15 protein-coding genes are annotated in these 15,978 nt (G+C 67.5%); 9 read left to right on the forward strand and 6 right to left on the reverse strand.

Translation table 11 applies throughout. The features are described 5' to 3' along the window. Positions 1-120 precede the first annotated feature (120 nt). From hflK to ORK51_RS12340, 4 genes are all read left to right on the forward strand, one after another. Positions 121-1,242, forward strand: coding sequence for an FtsH protease activity modulator HflK (gene hflK / locus ORK51_RS12325; protein WP_070471393.1), 1,122 nt, complete (start codon positions 121-123; stop codon positions 1,240-1,242). Then, a complete protein-coding gene (hflC, locus tag ORK51_RS12330; RefSeq protein WP_019186091.1) occupies positions 1,239-2,102 on the forward strand; it encodes a protease modulator HflC in 864 nt (287 codons plus the stop codon). Before hflK ends, hflC begins: the two co-directional genes overlap by 4 nt. Positions 2,103-2,171: 69 nt before the next feature. Further along, positions 2,172-2,360 carry a DUF2065 domain-containing protein gene (locus ORK51_RS12335; RefSeq protein WP_266085074.1) on the forward strand — a complete coding sequence of 63 codons (189 nt, stop codon included), beginning with the start codon at positions 2,172-2,174 and terminating at the stop codon, positions 2,358-2,360. A gap of 290 nt (positions 2,361-2,650) precedes the next feature. Further along, a complete protein-coding gene (locus ORK51_RS12340) occupies positions 2,651-3,943 on the forward strand; it encodes an adenylosuccinate synthase (protein WP_019183490.1) in 1,293 nt (430 codons plus the stop codon). 90 nt (positions 3,944-4,033) lie between these two features. On the opposite strand, the gene ORK51_RS12345 is transcribed toward ORK51_RS12340, so the two are convergent. Next, a complete protein-coding gene (locus ORK51_RS12345) occupies positions 4,034-4,444 on the reverse strand; it encodes an EF-hand domain-containing protein (protein ID WP_266085075.1) in 411 nt (136 codons plus the stop codon). A 233-nt stretch (positions 4,445-4,677) separates the two neighbouring features. On the opposite strand from ORK51_RS12345, the gene ORK51_RS12350 reads away from it, so the two are divergent. After that, the gene (locus ORK51_RS12350) at positions 4,678-5,004 is read left to right on the forward strand and encodes a DUF6966 domain-containing protein (protein ID WP_266085076.1); all 327 of its coding nucleotides are present in this window, start codon (positions 4,678-4,680) and stop codon (positions 5,002-5,004) included. Here ORK51_RS12350 and ORK51_RS12355 read toward each other — a convergent pair whose 3' ends face one another. After that, positions 5,005-5,703 carry a M23 family metallopeptidase gene (locus tag ORK51_RS12355; protein WP_266085077.1) on the reverse strand — a complete coding sequence of 233 codons (699 nt, stop codon included), beginning with the start codon at positions 5,701-5,703 and terminating at the stop codon, positions 5,005-5,007. Between the two features lie 4 nt (positions 5,704-5,707). After that, a complete protein-coding gene (locus tag ORK51_RS12360; RefSeq protein WP_266085078.1) occupies positions 5,708-6,688 on the reverse strand; it encodes a L,D-transpeptidase family protein in 981 nt (326 codons plus the stop codon). A gap of 206 nt (positions 6,689-6,894) precedes the next feature. Between ORK51_RS12360 and ORK51_RS12365 the strand changes: the two genes are divergently transcribed. After that, a complete protein-coding gene (locus tag ORK51_RS12365; RefSeq protein ID WP_266085079.1) occupies positions 6,895-9,027 on the forward strand; it encodes a methyl-accepting chemotaxis protein in 2,133 nt (710 codons plus the stop codon). Between the two features lie 95 nt (positions 9,028-9,122). On the opposite strand, the gene ORK51_RS12370 is transcribed toward ORK51_RS12365, so the two are convergent. Then, a complete protein-coding gene (locus tag ORK51_RS12370) occupies positions 9,123-9,983 on the reverse strand; it encodes a PA4780 family RIO1-like protein kinase (RefSeq protein WP_046273976.1) in 861 nt (286 codons plus the stop codon). A gap of 190 nt (positions 9,984-10,173) precedes the next feature. On the opposite strand from ORK51_RS12370, the gene ORK51_RS12375 reads away from it, so the two are divergent. Genes ORK51_RS12375 through ORK51_RS12385 form a run of 3 tightly spaced genes read left to right on the forward strand, consistent with a single transcriptional unit; the run spans position 10,174 to position 13,253 of the window. Then, positions 10,174-11,301 (forward strand): DJ-1/PfpI family protein, encoded by a 1,128-nt coding sequence (locus ORK51_RS12375; RefSeq protein ID WP_266085080.1) that lies wholly within the window; start codon positions 10,174-10,176, stop codon positions 11,299-11,301. 3 nt (positions 11,302-11,304) lie between these two features. Then, on the forward strand, positions 11,305-11,991 hold the full coding sequence (locus ORK51_RS12380; protein WP_070470430.1) for a response regulator transcription factor: 687 nt from the start codon (positions 11,305-11,307) through the stop codon (positions 11,989-11,991). After that, positions 11,988-13,253, forward strand: a complete 1,266-nt coding sequence (locus ORK51_RS12385; protein ID WP_266085081.1) for a sensor histidine kinase — start codon at positions 11,988-11,990, stop codon at positions 13,251-13,253. Before ORK51_RS12380 ends, ORK51_RS12385 begins: the two co-directional genes overlap by 4 nt. Positions 13,254-13,279: 26 nt before the next feature. On the opposite strand, the gene ORK51_RS12390 is transcribed toward ORK51_RS12385, so the two are convergent. Together ORK51_RS12390 and ORK51_RS12395 are read right to left on the reverse strand one after the other, a co-directional pair. Next, entirely contained in the window at positions 13,280-13,765 is a 486-nt protein-coding gene (locus tag ORK51_RS12390) for a HupB (protein WP_266085102.1), read from the reverse strand. A gap of 36 nt (positions 13,766-13,801) precedes the next feature. Then, positions 13,802-15,892 carry a catalase gene (locus ORK51_RS12395; protein ID WP_266085082.1) on the reverse strand — a complete coding sequence of 697 codons (2,091 nt, stop codon included), beginning with the start codon at positions 15,890-15,892 and terminating at the stop codon, positions 13,802-13,804. Between the last annotated feature and the right edge of the window lie 86 nt (positions 15,893-15,978).

Raw genomic sequence — 15,978 nt, forward strand, 5'->3', positions numbered from 1 at the left:
CCGGAGATGCGTGACCCCTTCCAATCCTGTCGATCTGCCCCATCTAGTAGAATCGACAACGTTTTAACGGTTGACGGTGCGGGAGTGGCCCGCAGGCAACCTTACCTTGATGGAGCGTGCATGGCCTGGAATACACCCGGCGGCAACAAGGGCGGACAAGGCCCCGACGAGAATCGACGTGGGCCGTTCGGTCCTCGCGGTGGCGGCAATGGCGGCGGTTGGGGCGGTTTGCCCGGTCCGTTGAAAGACCTGTTCGATGGCGGCATCCTGCGGTGGGTCGCGGTGGCTGCGGTGTTGCTGCTGCTGTTCTCCAGCTTCCAGCTGATCGGCGAACAGCAACGCGGTGTGGTCCTGCGCTTCGGCCAGTTCCATCGCATCCTGCAGCCTGGCCCCAACTTCAAGCTGCCCTGGCCGCTGGAATCGGTCACCAAGGTCAATGCCACCGAGATCAAGACGTTCAGCAGCCAGGTGCCGGTCCTGACCCGCGACGAGAACATCGTCAACGTCTCGCTCAACGTCCAGTACCGCATCGATGATCCGCGCCTGTACCTGTTCGGCTCGGTCGATGCCGACCAGGTGCTGGAGCAGACCGCGCAGAGCGCGGTGCGTGAGCAGGTGGGTCGTGCCGACCTCAACAACGTGCTCAACAACCGTGGCCCGCTGGCCGTGGCCGCCGAAGAGCGCCTGCAGGCCTCGCTCGGCATCTACCGCACCGGTCTGTCGGTGACCGGCCTGACCCTGCCCGATGCCCGCCCGCCCGAGGAGGTCAAGCCGGCCTTCGACGAGGTCAACGGTGCCCAGCAGGTCAAGGAGCGTCTGATCAACGAAGCCCAGGCTTATGCGGCCAAGGTGGTCCCGGAAGCGCGCGGCCAGGCCTCGCGGGCCCGGACCACCGCTGAAGGCTACAAGCAGGCCGTGGTTGCCAAGGCCGAGGGTGATGCCGAGCGCTTCAGCCTGCTGCAGGCCCAGTACAAGGACGCCCCGGAAGTCACCCGCAAGCGCCTGTGGCTGGAAACGGTGCAGACGGTGCTCTCGGAGAACCGCAAGATCATCGGCGGCGATGGCCGCCAGCTGATCTACGTGCCGATGCCGGGCGACACCCGCACCAGCACCAACGCCGCTCCGGCGGTGACCCCGGAAGTCATGCTGCCGTCGCTGCCTGCCAGCACGGCCGTGGATGGCGTTCGCAATGCGGAGCGTCCGACGACGCGCCCGACCGGTCGTGAGGAGGGCAGCCGATGAGAAGTTCACTGTGGATTGGTCTGGCCGTAGCGGTCCTGCTCGGCCTGCTGGGTTCGGTCTACGTGGTCCGTGAGGACCAGACCGCGATGGTGCTGAACCTGGGCAAGGTGGTCCGTGCGGACATCAAGCCGGGCCTGCACTTCAAGGTGCCGCTGGTGGAGACGGTGCGCGTGTTCGATCGCCGCTTCCAGGTGCTAGATACCGCCCCGGCGCGTTACTTCACCGCCGAGCAGAAGGACGTCAGCGTCGACTTCTTCGCCATCGGTTACATCTCCGACGTGCGCGCGTACTTCCGTGCGACCGGCGGCGATGCCCGCGTGGCCAACGCCCGTCTGGCCCCGATCATCACCGACTCGCTGCGCAACCAGATCAACTCGCGTTCGTTGCAGCAGCTGGTCTCCGGGGATCGCAGCGAACTGATCGCCAACCAGCTGACCGGCATCAACGAGTCGGTCAAGGCGCTCGGCATGCAGATCATCGACCTGCGCATCAAGCAGATCGACCTGCCGACCGACAGCCAGGTGATCAACGATGTGTACGAGCGCATGCGCGCCCAGCGCAAGCAGGAAGCAGCCAAGCTGCGCGCCGAGGGTGAAGAGCAGTCGCTGACCATCCGTGCCCAGGCCGACCGCGAGAGCACCGTGATCGTGGCCGAAGCCGAGCGCGACGCCCAGCAGCTGCGCGGTGCCGGCGATGCCGATGCCGCCCGCATCTATGGCAAGGCCGGCTCGGCCGACCCGTCGTTCTACGCCTTCTACCGCAGCCTGGAGGCCTACCGTGGCTCCATGACCGACGGCAACGGCGTGATCGTGCTCGACAAGAACGACCCGTTCCTGCAGTACCTCAAGAGCGATCGCTGAGGCCGCAGTCGGTAGTCATCCACGGGGACCCGGTGCAGACCGGGTCCCCGTTTTGTTGGTGGAGATGTCATGAAAGATCTGTTCTCGGCGCTGTGCCTGGTCGCCGTGCTGGAAGGCCTGTTCCTGTTCGCCGCCCCGCTGGCCTGGAAGCGCATGGCCGAACAGCTGCTGATGCTGCGCGGCAGCGCCCTGCGTGCGTGGGGCGGGGTGATCCTGCTGGCCGGCCTGACCACGCTCTGGTGGATCCGTCACGCATAGCGCCGGGCGTTGCCCGGCCCCTGACCCCGTGGTGCCGGCCGCTGGCCGGCACTACCCGGTGGGCCCGTCCTGACCGGTTGCCAACACGGGCCGCCAGCGGGGTGGCACCTGCCCAGGGAAACCCGGATAATGCAAAAAAGCCGGACGGGCCTCCCCGTTCGGCTTTTTCCGTGTCTGGGCCTTCCATCGCCGGCCGCTCCCCGTTTGGAGCCGCCATCACCGCGCTGGCCAGCCCTGCCACGGTTTACCCGTCCGCGGCCCCGATGGCCGCAACATATGAGGAGCCCGTCATGGGTCAGTCTGTCGTAGTGCTTGGTGCCCAGTGGGGCGATGAAGGCAAGGGCAAGATCGTCGATCTGCTCACCGAGGAAATCGGTGCCGTAGTGCGTTTCCAGGGCGGCCACAACGCCGGCCACACCCTTGTCATCAATGGCAAGAAGACCGTGCTGCACCTGATCCCGTCGGGCATCCTGCGCGAAGACGCGCTGTGCCTGATCGGCAACGGCGTGGTGATCTCGCCGGCCGCGCTGCAGAAGGAAATCGCCGAGCTGGAAACCTCCGGCGTGGAAGTGCGTTCGCGCCTGAAGATCTCGCCGGCCGCGCCGCTGATCATGCCGTACCACATCGCCCTGGACCAGGCGCGCGAACGCGCTGCCGGCGGCAAGGCGATCGGCACCACCGGCCGTGGCATCGGCCCGGCGTATGAAGACAAGGTGGCGCGTCGCGGCATCCGCATCGCCGACCTGCATTACCCGGCCCAGCTGGAAGAACTCCTGCGCACCGCGCTGGATTACCACAACTTCGTGTTGACCAAGTACCTCAATACCGACGCGGTCGACTTCCAGAAGACCTACGACGAAGCATTGGCCTTCGGCGAATACGTCGAGCCGATGAAGTCCGACGTCGCCGGCATCCTGCACGACCTGCGCAAGCAGGGTAAGCGCGTGCTGTTCGAAGGCGCCCAGGGCGCACTGCTGGACATCGACCACGGCACCTACCCGTACGTCACCAGCTCCAACACCACCGTGGGTGGTGCACTGGCCGGTGCCGGCGTCGGCGCCGATGCGATCGACTACGTGCTGGGCATCGCCAAGGCCTACGCGACCCGCGTCGGCGGTGGCCCGTTCCCGACCGAGCTGGACGATGAAGTCGGCCAGGGCATCCGCGACCGCGGTGCCGAATACGGCGCCTCGACCGGCCGCCCGCGTCGCTGCGGCTGGATGGACATCGTCGCGCTCAAGCGCGCCGTGGCCATCAACGGCATCAGCGGCCTGTGCATCACCAAGCTGGACGTGCTCGACGGCATGGAGAAGCTGAAGGTCTGCATCGCCTACGAATACCGTGGCAAGCGTACCGAGTACGCGCCGCTGGACGCGCAGGGCTGGGAAGAATGCACGCCGGTGTACCTGGAGTTCCCGGGCTGGACCGAGAACACCCACGGCATCACCAACTGGGATGACCTGCCGCCGGCCGCCCGCGCTTACCTGCGCGCGCTGGAAGAGCTGGCCGGTTGCCCGGTCAGCATCGTCTCGACCGGCCCGGACCGCGACCACACCATGGTCCTGCAGGACCCGTTCGCCTGATCAGGCGCGGGCGTGCCGGGCATGCCCGGTAGTGCCTGAAGGTGCAGGAAAAGCCCCGCGAAAGCGGGGCTTTTTCGTGGTGGGGGCGCCTCAGCGCTGGCCGATGCCCATCCGTACTTCGGACAACTCCAGGTTGCCGTCCTGGTTCGCGTCCAGCCGCTGGAAACGCATCTCCGAGGAGCGGCGCATCTCTTCGGCACTCAGTTCGCCGTCACCGTTCTGGTCGGCAATGCGTACCCATTCGGCTGCCGAGAACTCGCCATCACGCTGCGGCCCCAGCACCGCCTGCACTTCATCGACGCTCACGCGGTAGTTGTGATCCGCATCGACCACACGGAAGAACGCGTCACCGTCATACTCATCACGGCTGACCTTGCCATCGCCATTGCGATCCAGCATCGCGAAGCGGTCCGATGCGGTGGCAGGCAGGTCCTGCGCCGCGGCAGCACCTGCTGCGAGTACGCCAGACAACGCGAGCAGGGCGATACGGGGCGCGGACATCGTCACGGTCTTCTCCAGAACGGGCAGGGCGTGCCGTCAGGGCCCAGTGTCCGCCGCGTGGATGACCACGACAACGGCAATTTCCCGCATTCGCGCCAGTAGTTTTACTGAGTGCGCCCCGGGCAGCTGACCGCAACGTTCGCGCCCGCGCCATCGACACCATGGCATTGCTGTGCAGCCACTCAACGAGACACCGGGGCGGCATGGAAACGGGAGATCAGGCGGGCATCGGCATGAGCAGCGCGAACCTCGCCCTGCATGCGGTGGTATCCGAGCTTGAAGTGCTGTTGCGCGGCGACGGCGAACCCCACTGGGCGGATTGGATGCGGCGCGTCATCACCCAGCTCGAGCAGGGCAATCCCGGCGCGCCGGAAAGCCTGCTGCGCGCCTACGGTGGCATGGGGTCTTTCAACGACCTCGCGCTTGGCCAGGATTACAGCAACGGCCGCTTCCAGTGGAAGGCAGACGCTGGCGAACTCAATGATCGCCTGGATGCGCTGCGCGGCCGTGCCTGGGAACTGGCGCGGGCGATCCGGGACGCTACCCCCGGCCCCCGTTGATCAGAGCGCCTGCTGACCTTTCAGCACCGGATAGGGGTTGATGGATTCGCCTTTCCACCACTGCTTTTCCGGGCCCAGTGCGTGGATCTCGAAATGCAGGTGCGGCGCGTCGGGGCTGGCATTGCCGGTGCTGCCGACATAGCCGATCACCTCGCCACGCTTGATGGTCTTCTTCTCGGCCAGACCGTCGGCATAGCGGTCCAGGTGCGCGTAGTAGTAGCAGTAGCGGCCGCTCGGCTCGAACTGGTACACGGTCAGCCCGCCCCGCACGCTGTCGAACAACTTTTCGACCGTCCCATCGGCAACCGCCAGCACCGGCGTGCCGTTTGGCGCAAGGATGTCGATCGCATCGTGCACGCGACCTTCGCTGCGTGCATCGGTGAAGGTGTCCTGCAGTTGCTCGGCACCGATGCCCTGCACCGGGAGCAGCAAGGCCCCGGCCGCGTTTGCCGGTGCCGGTGCGGCACCGCCCGCGTCAGGCGCGGGCGGTGTGGGCGTGGTCTGGATCGGTACCGGCGTCGGGGCCGGGGTGGCAGCAGGTGGCGGTGGCGCATCGAGTGCGGCGCGGGTGGAACTCGTGGCCGAGCCTATCTTGGCCGGCTCGGCGGCTCCCAGGCGGGCAGAGGGGCCAGGCCCCAGCAGCCAATACCCGACCACGCCGATGACCAGGCCCACCGCCAGCAGTCGCAGGATCTTCATCTGCTTACTCCTGCATCACGACCGGCACGGAGGCATCCACGGCGTCGGCCACCTGCAGCGCATCCCAGTTGGTCATGCGCACGCAGCCGTGCGATTCGGTCTTGCCAACGTGGCCGGGCTCCGGGGTGCCGTGCAGGCCGTAGTGCGGCTTGGAGATATCGATCCAGACCACGCCGACCGGGTTGTTCGGGCCGGGCGGCAGCACCGCCTTGCTGTCACCGGCCTTGGCGTCCCAGAACAGCTTGGGGTTGTAGTGGAAGGTCGGATCGCGCGAAATGCCCAGGATCTTCCACTTCCCGATCGGCAGCGGGTCATGCTTGCTGCCCGAGGAAACCGGGAACTGCGCATACACCTTGCCCTCGGCATCGAACAGGCGCAGCGTCGAGTCGGATTTGTCGATCACCAGCTTGCTGGCCTTGGCCAGCGGCGTGACGGAGATGTTCGGTACCTGGATCACACTGCCGGCCTTGCCCAGGTCCACGCCCGGGTTGAGGGTTTTCAGCAGTTCCGGCGAGGCATGGAAGCGTTCGCCCAGCGCTTCTTCCACCGAGCCGAAGCCGAGCGCTTTCAACTTGGCCTGTTCGGCCGGGCCCTTCGGCACGGGGTTGAACGGGCCGGCAACGTCCTCGGCGGTCAGCGTATAGCGCACCAGGGGCGGAGCGCTGTCCGGCTGCAGGGCCTTCCACGTCGCATCGTCCAGTTCGCCGGTGACCTTCAATCCTCGCGCGGCCTGGAAGCCGGAGACCGCGCGTTTCTGGTTCGAACCGACTTCGCCATCGATCTGCCCCGGCGAGAAATGGGCGCGATCCAGCAGCACCTGCGCGTGCAGATCAGAGCGGACGCCGGTCGCCACGGGTGTCTTGGCGGTGGCCGTGTCAGTGGGAGTGGGCGCGGGTGCCGTCTGTGCGACCGCCCAGCCGGAGGACGCTCCCAAGGCGAGGGCGAGCGCGGTGAGGCGGGCGATTCGGTGCAGGCGAAGGGACATCGGCAACTCCAGCGGGAACGTGTTTCCACCATGCCTGCCCGGTGTGCGCACTCGCCGTGAAAACCCTGACGCGCGGCTGAGTGGCGTACGGGAATCCGCCTACGGCGCGCCTAAGGTGAATCCATTCACAGCGTGATCACGGCAGTCGGTCAAGCCGCTGGCCCTGGCGCCGATACCAGCCCACCCCCCACGTTTTTGGATGTCTCATGAATTATCTGCGCAACGTCAGTGTCGTCTGGCGTCTAGGTATGGGTTTTGGCCTGTTGTTGCTGCTGGTGGCGGCCGTCGTGGCCACCGGCGCGACCGGCAGCGCCGTGCAGAAGCGCGCGATGCAGCAGGTGGTCGAGGTCAACGTGACCAAGGTGAGGCTGCTCTCGGACATGCTCGATGCCAACAACCAGATGATGGTCGTGCGCCGGGAGATGCTGATCCGCCAGGGCGACGGTCTGGCCGATGACGAAGCGCGCATCGCCGCGCTGGTCGCGCGCTATGAAGCCAGCTGGGCCGCCTACCAGGCGCTGCCCACGCAACCCGAGGACAAGGCCATCGGCGAGGCCATCGCGGCGGCCCGCGCGGTGGCGCGTCCGCTCAACAAGCAGATGAGCGAACAGCTGCAGCAGGGCGATGTTGCCGGTGCCACGGCGCTCACCCTCGGCGCCGTGCAGCAGGCGGCCAATGGCTGGAACCAGGCGCTCAGCAATGGCGTGGTCTACGAGGAAAAGCAAAGCCGCCAGGCCGCTGCCGAGGCGATCCGGCTGGGTGAGCGGACCCTGCTGCAGTTGCTGGTGCTGGGGGCGATCGCGCTGGTGGTCGGCATCGCCGCCTCCGTGCTGATCAGCCGCAGCCTGACCGGTCCGCTGGCCCGCGCCGTCGGTCTGGCCAACCGGATGGCCAAGGGTGATCTGGCCCACGACGTGGATCTGGGCGGCCGCGATGAGATCACCCAGCTCGGCAACGCGATGGCCACGGTTCGGCAGAGCGTCCAGGGCGCCATCGCCGCGCAGCTGGACATGGCGCGTCAGCATGAAGCCGGGGCCATCAGCCATCGCATGGATGAGACGGCCTTCCCCGGCGATTTCGGGCGGATGATCCACGCCACGAACGCGTTGGTCGGGTCCCACGTCGCCGTCGAGTTCCACATGGTCGAGGTGATGCAGCGCTACGCGATCGGCGACCTCAGTCGCGACCTGGACAGCTACCCCGGCGAGAAGGCCGTGTTGACCACCACCATGGCCAACGTCAAGGACAGCCTGATGGCGATCAACCAGCAGATCGAGACGTTGGCCGCCGCCGCGCGTGCCGGTGACTTCTCGGTGCGCGGCAGCGAGCAGGCCTTCCAGTTCCAGTTCCGGGCCATGGTGGCCCAGCTCAACGGCATGATGGCCAGCTCACAGAGCAGCATCGCCGACCTGTCGCAGGTGCTGCGCGCGATCTCCACCGGCGACCTGACCGCGCGGATGGTGGGCCACTACGAAGGTGTGTTCGCGCAGATGCGCGACGATGCCACGGCGACCGCCGGGCAGTTGACCGGCATCGTGCGTCAGATCCAGGGCGCGGCCGGCAGCATCAACGATGCCGCGCAGGAACTGGCGGCCGGCCACAATGACCTGTCGCGCCGCACCGAGCAGCAGGCCGCCAATCTGGAGGAGGCGGCCGCGTCGATGGAAGAGCTGACCTCCACGGTCCGGCAGAACGCCGAACTTGCCAACCAGGCCGACCTTGAAGCCCATGCAGCCGGTGCCGCGGTCAAGGCGACCGAGCAGGCGATCGCGCAGATGGCGGCGGTGATGAGCCAGATCGACCAGTCCTCGGCGCGCATCGCCGAGATCTCCTCGGTCATCGACGGCATCGCGTTCCAGACCAACATCCTGGCGCTGAACGCTGCGGTGGAAGCGGCCCGCGCCGGCGAGAACGGGCGCGGCTTCGCGGTCGTGGCCACCGAGGTCCGGACCCTGGCCCAGCGTGCCGGCACCGCGGCCAAGGAGATCAAGGAGCTGATCGACGACGCCAGCGCCAACGTCAGGACCGGGCTGAATGTCACGGTGCAGTCCGAAGCGGCGATCGCCCGCCTGACCCAGGCCAGTTCGCGCACCAACCAGCTGATGAGCGACATCGCCGCGGCGACCAAGGAACAGGCCGCGGGCATCGAGCAGGTCAACCAGGTGGTAGTGCAGATGGACCAGGTCACCCAGCAGAATGCGGCGCTGGTGGAAGAAGCCACCGCCGCCAGCCGCGCGCTGGAGCAGCAGGCGCACGCACTGACCGGGTCGGTGGCGGTGTTCACCCTGGAACCCGATGCCACGGCGCGGGTCCGGCCGGCGCCGTGGCAGGCGGCATGATCGCGCGGCCCGCCGGGTAAACCGGAACGCCCCGCGTCGGCGGGGCGTTGTGCCGGTCGAACCCGTCCGCCGGCGCACGCTGCCGGCGGACGGGCTCAGTCGTCGTTCTCTTCCGCCGCCTCGCGACCCTGCTGGCGGATCAGCGCTTCTTCGCGCGCATCGTTGATGGCATGGCGTACGCCATCCAGGTCGATGCTGCTTTCATCCTGTTCGAATTCGCCGGTCAGCACGCTGTCCGGCAGCAGGTCGCCGGCCTCGAACAGCGCCCACATCTCTTCGCCGTACCAGGTCTCCAGCAGTTCCGGCGCCCAGCGGCCCAGATAGGCGGTGAGGTTGTTGACGTCGCGCAGCAGCATCGTGCGCGCGGCGTTGTTGCCCGCCGCACTGACCACCTGCGGGAAATCGATCACCACCGGGCCTTCCGGGCCGACCAGCACGTTGTACGGCGACAGATCGCCGTGGATCAGGCCGCAGCACAGCATCCGCACCACCTGGCGGACCAGGATCTGGTGGAACTCGCGGGCCTGTTCAGGACTGAGCTCGACCTCGCCCAGGCGCGCGGCGGAATAGCCCTCGGCATCGGTGACCAGCTCCATCACCAGCACGCCGTGGAAGTAGCCGTACGGCTCGGGCACGCGCACGCCGGCATCGCGCAGCTGGTACAGCGCTTCGACCTCGGTGTTCTTCCAGGCCGCTTCCTGCTGCTTGCGGCCGTAATTGCTCGCCTTGCCCACGGCGCGCGCTTCGCGGCTGCCACGGACCTTGCGGCCTTCCTGGTACTGCACGCGCTGCTGGAAACTGCGCTGGGCCATGTCCTTGTAGACCTTGGCACAGCGCACATCGTCGCCGCTGCGGACCACGTATACCGCTGCTTCCTTGCCGCTCTTGAGCGGGCGGAGCACTTCATCGATCACGCCGTCGTCGATCAGCGCCTGCAAGCCTTGGGGGGTCTTCACGGTATCTCGGGAATCGGCTGGCGCGGGGCCTGCCCTGGAGGGGGAGGGATTTTCGCATCTTCGGGCCGGGGGAGCCATCGACCCGGCCCGGCGCAGTGAGGTCGTTCAGCTGCGTGTACGTGCGCGACAGCTTGAAATCTGATTCACATCGGCGCGGCAGGCTGGGGCCACCTTCCAAGGAGTGTCGCCCATGATGCTGTCCCTGCTGCGCCGCACCGGTGCCGCCCTGGCCATGTTGCTGGCCGTTTCCACCGTGCATGCCCGCCCTGCGGCCACCGATACCGTGCTGATCGTGGTCAGCGGCGAAGGCCGCGACCAGGGCAAGACCCGTCCCGGCTTCGAGATGGACGAGTTCGCGCAGGCCTACCTGATCTTCCGCGACAACGGCCTGGCGGTGCAGGTCGCCAGCCCGCAAGGCGGACCGGTCGAGGCCGACAAATTCAACGCCGAGGAGCCCTTCAACGCACGCGTCCTGGCCGATCCGGCCGCGGCCGCACTGCTGGCCGATACCCACGCCACCGCGACCCTCAGCGCCGCCGACTATGCGGCGGTCTACGTGGTCGGTGGCAAGGGCGCGATGTTCGACCTGCCGGCCGACGCCGCGCTGCGGGGGCTGCTTGGCACGATGCACGACCGTGGCGCGGTGGTCGCGGCGGTCTGCCACGGCCCGGCCGCACTGGTGGACGTGCGGCTGGCGGACGGATCGCTGCTGGTGGCCGGGCGCCGCATGACCGGCTTCACCAATGCAGAGGAAGGGGTGTTCGGCAAGCGCTGGGCGAAGGAGTTTCCGTTCCTGCTGGAAACCGCGCTGCGCGAGCGTGGCGCGCGCTGGGAGCAGGCGCCGCTGATGATGCCCAAGCTGGTGGTGGACGGGCGCCTGATCACCGGGCAGAACCCCTATTCGACACCGGCCGTGGCCGAGGCGATCGTGCGGGCCACCGGCCGCACGCCGATCGCGCGCACGCCGTGGCGCGATGAGGCCAGCATGGCGCTGGTGCAACGCCTGCTGGCCGGTGAAGGCGAGGCGGTCAAGCGCGAGCTGGCCAGCAACCGTACCGGCTATCACGATCAGCTGATCGGCGTGCTCGGCTACTACCAGCTGCAGGCCGCGCAGGACGATGCGGCGGTACGTGACGCGCTGTCGATCATGCAGCTGGCCGCCCCGTACATGAGCGAACCGCAGCTGCCGCTGGGCATCGCACAGGCGCATTGGCGGCTGGGCGAGGTGGCACAGGCGCGCGCGGTACTCGGCAAACTGCTGGAAACCCACCCGGACATGGCCGAAGCTAGGCAGCTCAAGGACACGATCGAAGGCTGACCCATGGACGATGGCCTGCACATCCTGGTGATCGAGGACAACCCGGCGCTGCGCGCCGGCATGGCCACGCTGCTGGAGGCCCGCGGCCATCGCGTGGCCTTTGCCGCCGATGGCCGCAGTGGCCTGCAGATGGCATTGGCAGAGCCGCCGGATGTGCTGGTGCTGGACCTCACCCTTCCGGGCATGGATGGGCTGCGCGTATGCAGCCACCTGCGTGAGCAGGCCGACCGCCACATCCCGATCCTGATGCTGACCGCGCGCGACACGCTGGCCGACAAGCTGGTCGGCTTCCAGGCCGGTGCCGATGATTACCTGGTCAAACCGTTCGCAGGCGAGGAACTGCTGGCGCGCTGCCTGGCCCTGGCCCATCGGCACGGCCGACGCGACGGGCATGTGCTGCGCGTCGGATCTCTCGGCATCGACCGCCGCAGCGGGACCGTACACCGCGGTGAGCAGCCGATCGAGTTGCCGCAGACGGCCTACCGCCTGCTGGTGCTGCTTGCCGAAGCCTGGCCGCGTACGGTGACCCGCAGCGAGTTGATCCGGCGCCTCTGGGGCGATGAAGCACCGCCCTCGGATCCGCTGCGCTCGCATCTGTATCTGCTGCGACAGGGGCTGGACAAGCCCTTCGACCGGCCGATGCTCAAGACCGTGCACGAGGTCGGCTTCAGGCTGGAGGCCGACGCATGACGGCACGGGTGCATCGCCTGCGCAACCGGTTGATGCTGGCCTTCGCGGTGTTCGCGCTGGCGGTGGCCGGCCTGTTCGGCATGTACGTGGCGGTGTTCGTGTACAGCGTCGAAGACCGGTTCTTCGACGCAATGCTTGAGCAGGAAGCGCAGCAGCAACTGGAGCAGCGGGCCGCGAGTGGGGCCTGGTCGCCACCGCGCAATGCGTTCATGGCGGTCCATGACACCCCTGCCAGCTTCCCCACGGATCTCAAGGCCGCCTTCGATGCTGAGCCGTGGCGCCGCGAGATCGGCGGCACCGAAGGGCGGCACTATCACCTGCGCGCGCTGCCGCCGGGCGGAGCCGGTACACCGGGATGGCTGGTCGCCGAGGTCAGCCAGCAGCTGGTGGTGCGGCCGATGCGCAGCCAGATTCTGGCGCTGCTGGCCTGGTCCGGGCTGGCCGTGGTGGTGGTCGCCATCCTGGCCGGCGCATGGCTGGCGCGACGGACCACGCGTCCCTTGTCGAAGCTGGCGGCGCTGGTCGACGGCATGGCGCCGGACAGGTTGCCGGTGGGGTTCGCCGGGGACTTCCCCGATGACGAGGTCGGCGTGCTCGCCCGCGGCCTGGACAATCTGAGCGGGCGCGTGCGTGCCTTCATTGCGCGCGAGCATGCCTTTACCCGTGATGCCAGCCATGAGCTGCGCACGCCCCTGGCGGTGATCCGCAGTGCCACCGAACAGCTGGCCAGCGAACCTGGCCTGTCCGGGGCCGGGCGGCGGCAGCTCGCGCATGTCCAGCATTCGGCGCGTCAACTCGAACAGACCGTCATCACCCTGCTGACACTGGCCCGCGAAGAGAACGTGGAACAGGACGCGACGCCACTGGCGGTGCTGCCGGTGCTGGAACAGGTGGTGGTCGAGCAGGCCGTGCTGCTGGAGGGCAAGCCGGTGGCGGTGCGGGTGGACGTGCCAGCCGACGTGAGGCTGCCGGTACCGGGGCCGGTGCTGCACATGCTGCTGGCCAATCTTGTCGGCAATGCGTTCGCGCATACCCGGGCGGGTGAGGTGTACATCGATGTGGCGGCTGGACGACTGCGCATCCGCAACACGGCGCCGGCAGGTGACCCTGACACGATCATGCAGCCATTCGCGAAAGGCGAGGGCAGCGCCGGCTTCGGGCTCGGCCTGGCGATCGTGCACCGGCTGTGCGACCGCTTCGCCATCGACCTGCGCATCGAGGGAACCGAGCACGCCACGGTCGCCAGTTTCAGCGTGCAGTAAGATGCACGGCCGGCCCTGCGCGTATGTCAGGACTTGCCGGCCGCTCGCTTGCGGGCGCCGGTCGCTGCCGTCTTTTTCGCCGGCGCCCCGGTGGCGGTTTTCGAGGCCGCTTTGCCGGTGGCCTGCTTGGCGACGGTCTTCTTCGCCGCCTTCTTTACCGTTTTCTTGATTGCGGTTTTCGTCGTCGCTTTTTCAGCGGCCTGCGTCGCCGTCTTCTTTGCAGCCTTCTTGGTGGCCTTCGCGGGCGCTGCTTTCGCAGCGGCCTTCTTCGCAGCGGTTTTCTTTACCGCTGCCTTCTTCGTCGCCGCGGTCTTCGAGGTCTTCGTGGTCTTGGCGGCCGTCTTGTTCGCACTACCGCTCTTCTTCCCGCCACCATCCTGCTTGTTGACCGTGGCCCAGGCGATGCGCTCCGCAGCCGCTTCGCTGCGGCCCTGGTTTTTCTCGCTTTCCTCGATGTGCTCGGCGTTGCGCTTCTGCTTGTCGGTATAGCTGGATTTATCACCGCGCGGCATGGTCATGCTCCTGTCTGGTGACGAAGGTGGCGCCGCTCAGGAGAGCGTGCGCACCTTCGGTTCGCGGGCCCACTGCCGCGTAGCGGCGGCGGCAAGGAAGGCCTTGGCATCCTCGGCTTCCACCACCCCGGCATCGTTGCCGACACGCGCGATCTTCAACAGCGCCTGCGCGCCATCATCGGCGGCGATCGCCTTCAGGTGGACCCAGGCATCGCTGACGAAATCGATTGCGGCCGATTCCTTGCCCAGCTTCTTTGCCGCCTCGGGGCTGAGTACGACGGCCACCGCATCGAAGACCACCGACGGCGTACCGGCCAGCTGGCCATCCGCCGCCAGCGTCTTGCCGTCACTGAGCCTGGCGCCACCGATCTTGGGCGCAACCAGCTTGACGCTGGCGCCGGCCTTGTCGGCCGCCTTGCGCAGGTTGGCGATCAGCGCCGCATCGGAGCCCTCGTCGAACAGGATGCCGATGCAGCGACCGGTCAGCAGGTCCTTGGTGCGGCCGATGATGCGCACTTCCGGCGCCTTCGGGAAATCCTGCGCCGGGGTCTGGGTGGCGGCCGGCTCGGGCAGGGCCGGCATCGCCAGACCATCGGCAACCCGCTTGGCCAGGGCCTCATCGATGTTGCGCAGATGGCTCACGGTGCGCTCGCGCACCTTGACCGTCTCCACCTTGGACAGCTCGAACACCAGCGCCGAGGCCAGATGGGCCTGTTCCGGTGCCTCCAGGCTGCGGAAGAACATCCGGGCCTGGCTGTAGTGATCGGCGAAGCTGTCGGCCCGCACGCGCCCCTTGCGGCCGTCATCCGGCGCGGTGGCGTGGCTCGGGAAGCCATCGGCGGTCTCGCGCGGGCTGTCGCCCTGCAGCGAACTGGGATCGTAGGCGACCCGTCCCTTGGGGATGTTCATCTGCATGTGCCCGTCGCGCTGATGATTGGCGAAGGGGCACTTGGGCGCATTGACCGGGATCTGGTGGAAGTTCGGGCCACCCAGGCGGCTGAGCTGGGTATCCAGGTAGGAGAACAGGCGGCCCTGCAGCAGCGGATCGTTGCTGAAGTCGATGCCCGGCGGCACGTTGGCCGGGCAGTAGGCGACCTGCTCGGTTTCGGCGAAGAAGTTGTCCGGCCAGCGGTCCAGCACCATGCGCCCGATCACGGTCAGCGGCACCAGCGACTCGGGAATGATCTTGGTCGAATCCAGATGGTCGAACGGGAAGGCCTCGGCCTGTTCCTCGGTGAACAGCTGTACCGCCAGTTCCCACTCGGGGAAGTTGCCGGTGGTGATCGCCTCGAACAGGTCACGGCGGTGGAAGTCGTTGTCCGCGCTCTGCAGCTTCACCGCCTCGTCCCAGACGGTGGACTGGATGCCCAGCTTCGGCCGCCAGTGGAATTTGACGAAGGTCGACTCGCCGGCATCGTTGATCAGGCGGAAGCTGTGGATGCCGAAGCCCTCGATGGTGCGCAGCGAGCGCGGGATCGTGCGGTCGCTCATCGCCCACATGATCATGTGCATCGACTCGGGCATCAGCGAGACGAAGTCCCAGAAGGTGTCGTGCGCGCTGGCTGCCTGCGGGAATGCCCGGTCCGGCTCCATCTTCACCGCGTGGATCAGGTCCGGGAACTTGATCGCGTCCTGGATGAAGAACACCGGGATGTTGTTGCCGACCAGGTCCCAGTTGCCCTCCTTGGTATAGAACTTGACCGCGAAGCCGCGCACGTCACGCGGGGTGTCGACCGACCCGGCGCCACCGGCCACGGTGGAGAAACGGGTGAACACCGGGGTGCGTGCGCCCACTTCATTGAGGATCCGCGCCCGGGTGTACTCGCCAAGCGAGCGGGTCAGCTCGAAATAGCCGTGCGCCGCGCTGCCGCGGGCATGCACGATGCGCTCGGGGATGCGCTCGTGATCGAAGTGGGTGATCTTCTCGCGCAGGATGAAGTCTTCCAGCAGGGTCGGCCCGCGCGGGGTGGCGCGCAGCGAGTTCTGGTTGTCACCGACCGGAATGCCCTGGTTGGTGGTCAGCCCGGGGTGGCCGTTGCCCGCGCGCTGGTGCAGTTCATCCCCTTCGCCGCGGACATCGGTGGCGGGTGCGGGGGCGTTCTTCGTGCTTTTCTTGCTGGCGGCCATGAGGCGACTCCGGGAGCTGGCGGGAAGGGGGATCACCTCACACTGGCGGGCCGGGCGTTAATCGAAGGTGCGAAAACACGACGCTG

The sequence above is a fragment of the Stenotrophomonas sp. RIT-551 genome, assembly GCF_026241915.1.
Lineage (GTDB): Bacteria > Pseudomonadota > Gammaproteobacteria > Xanthomonadales > Xanthomonadaceae > Stenotrophomonas > Stenotrophomonas bentonitica_A.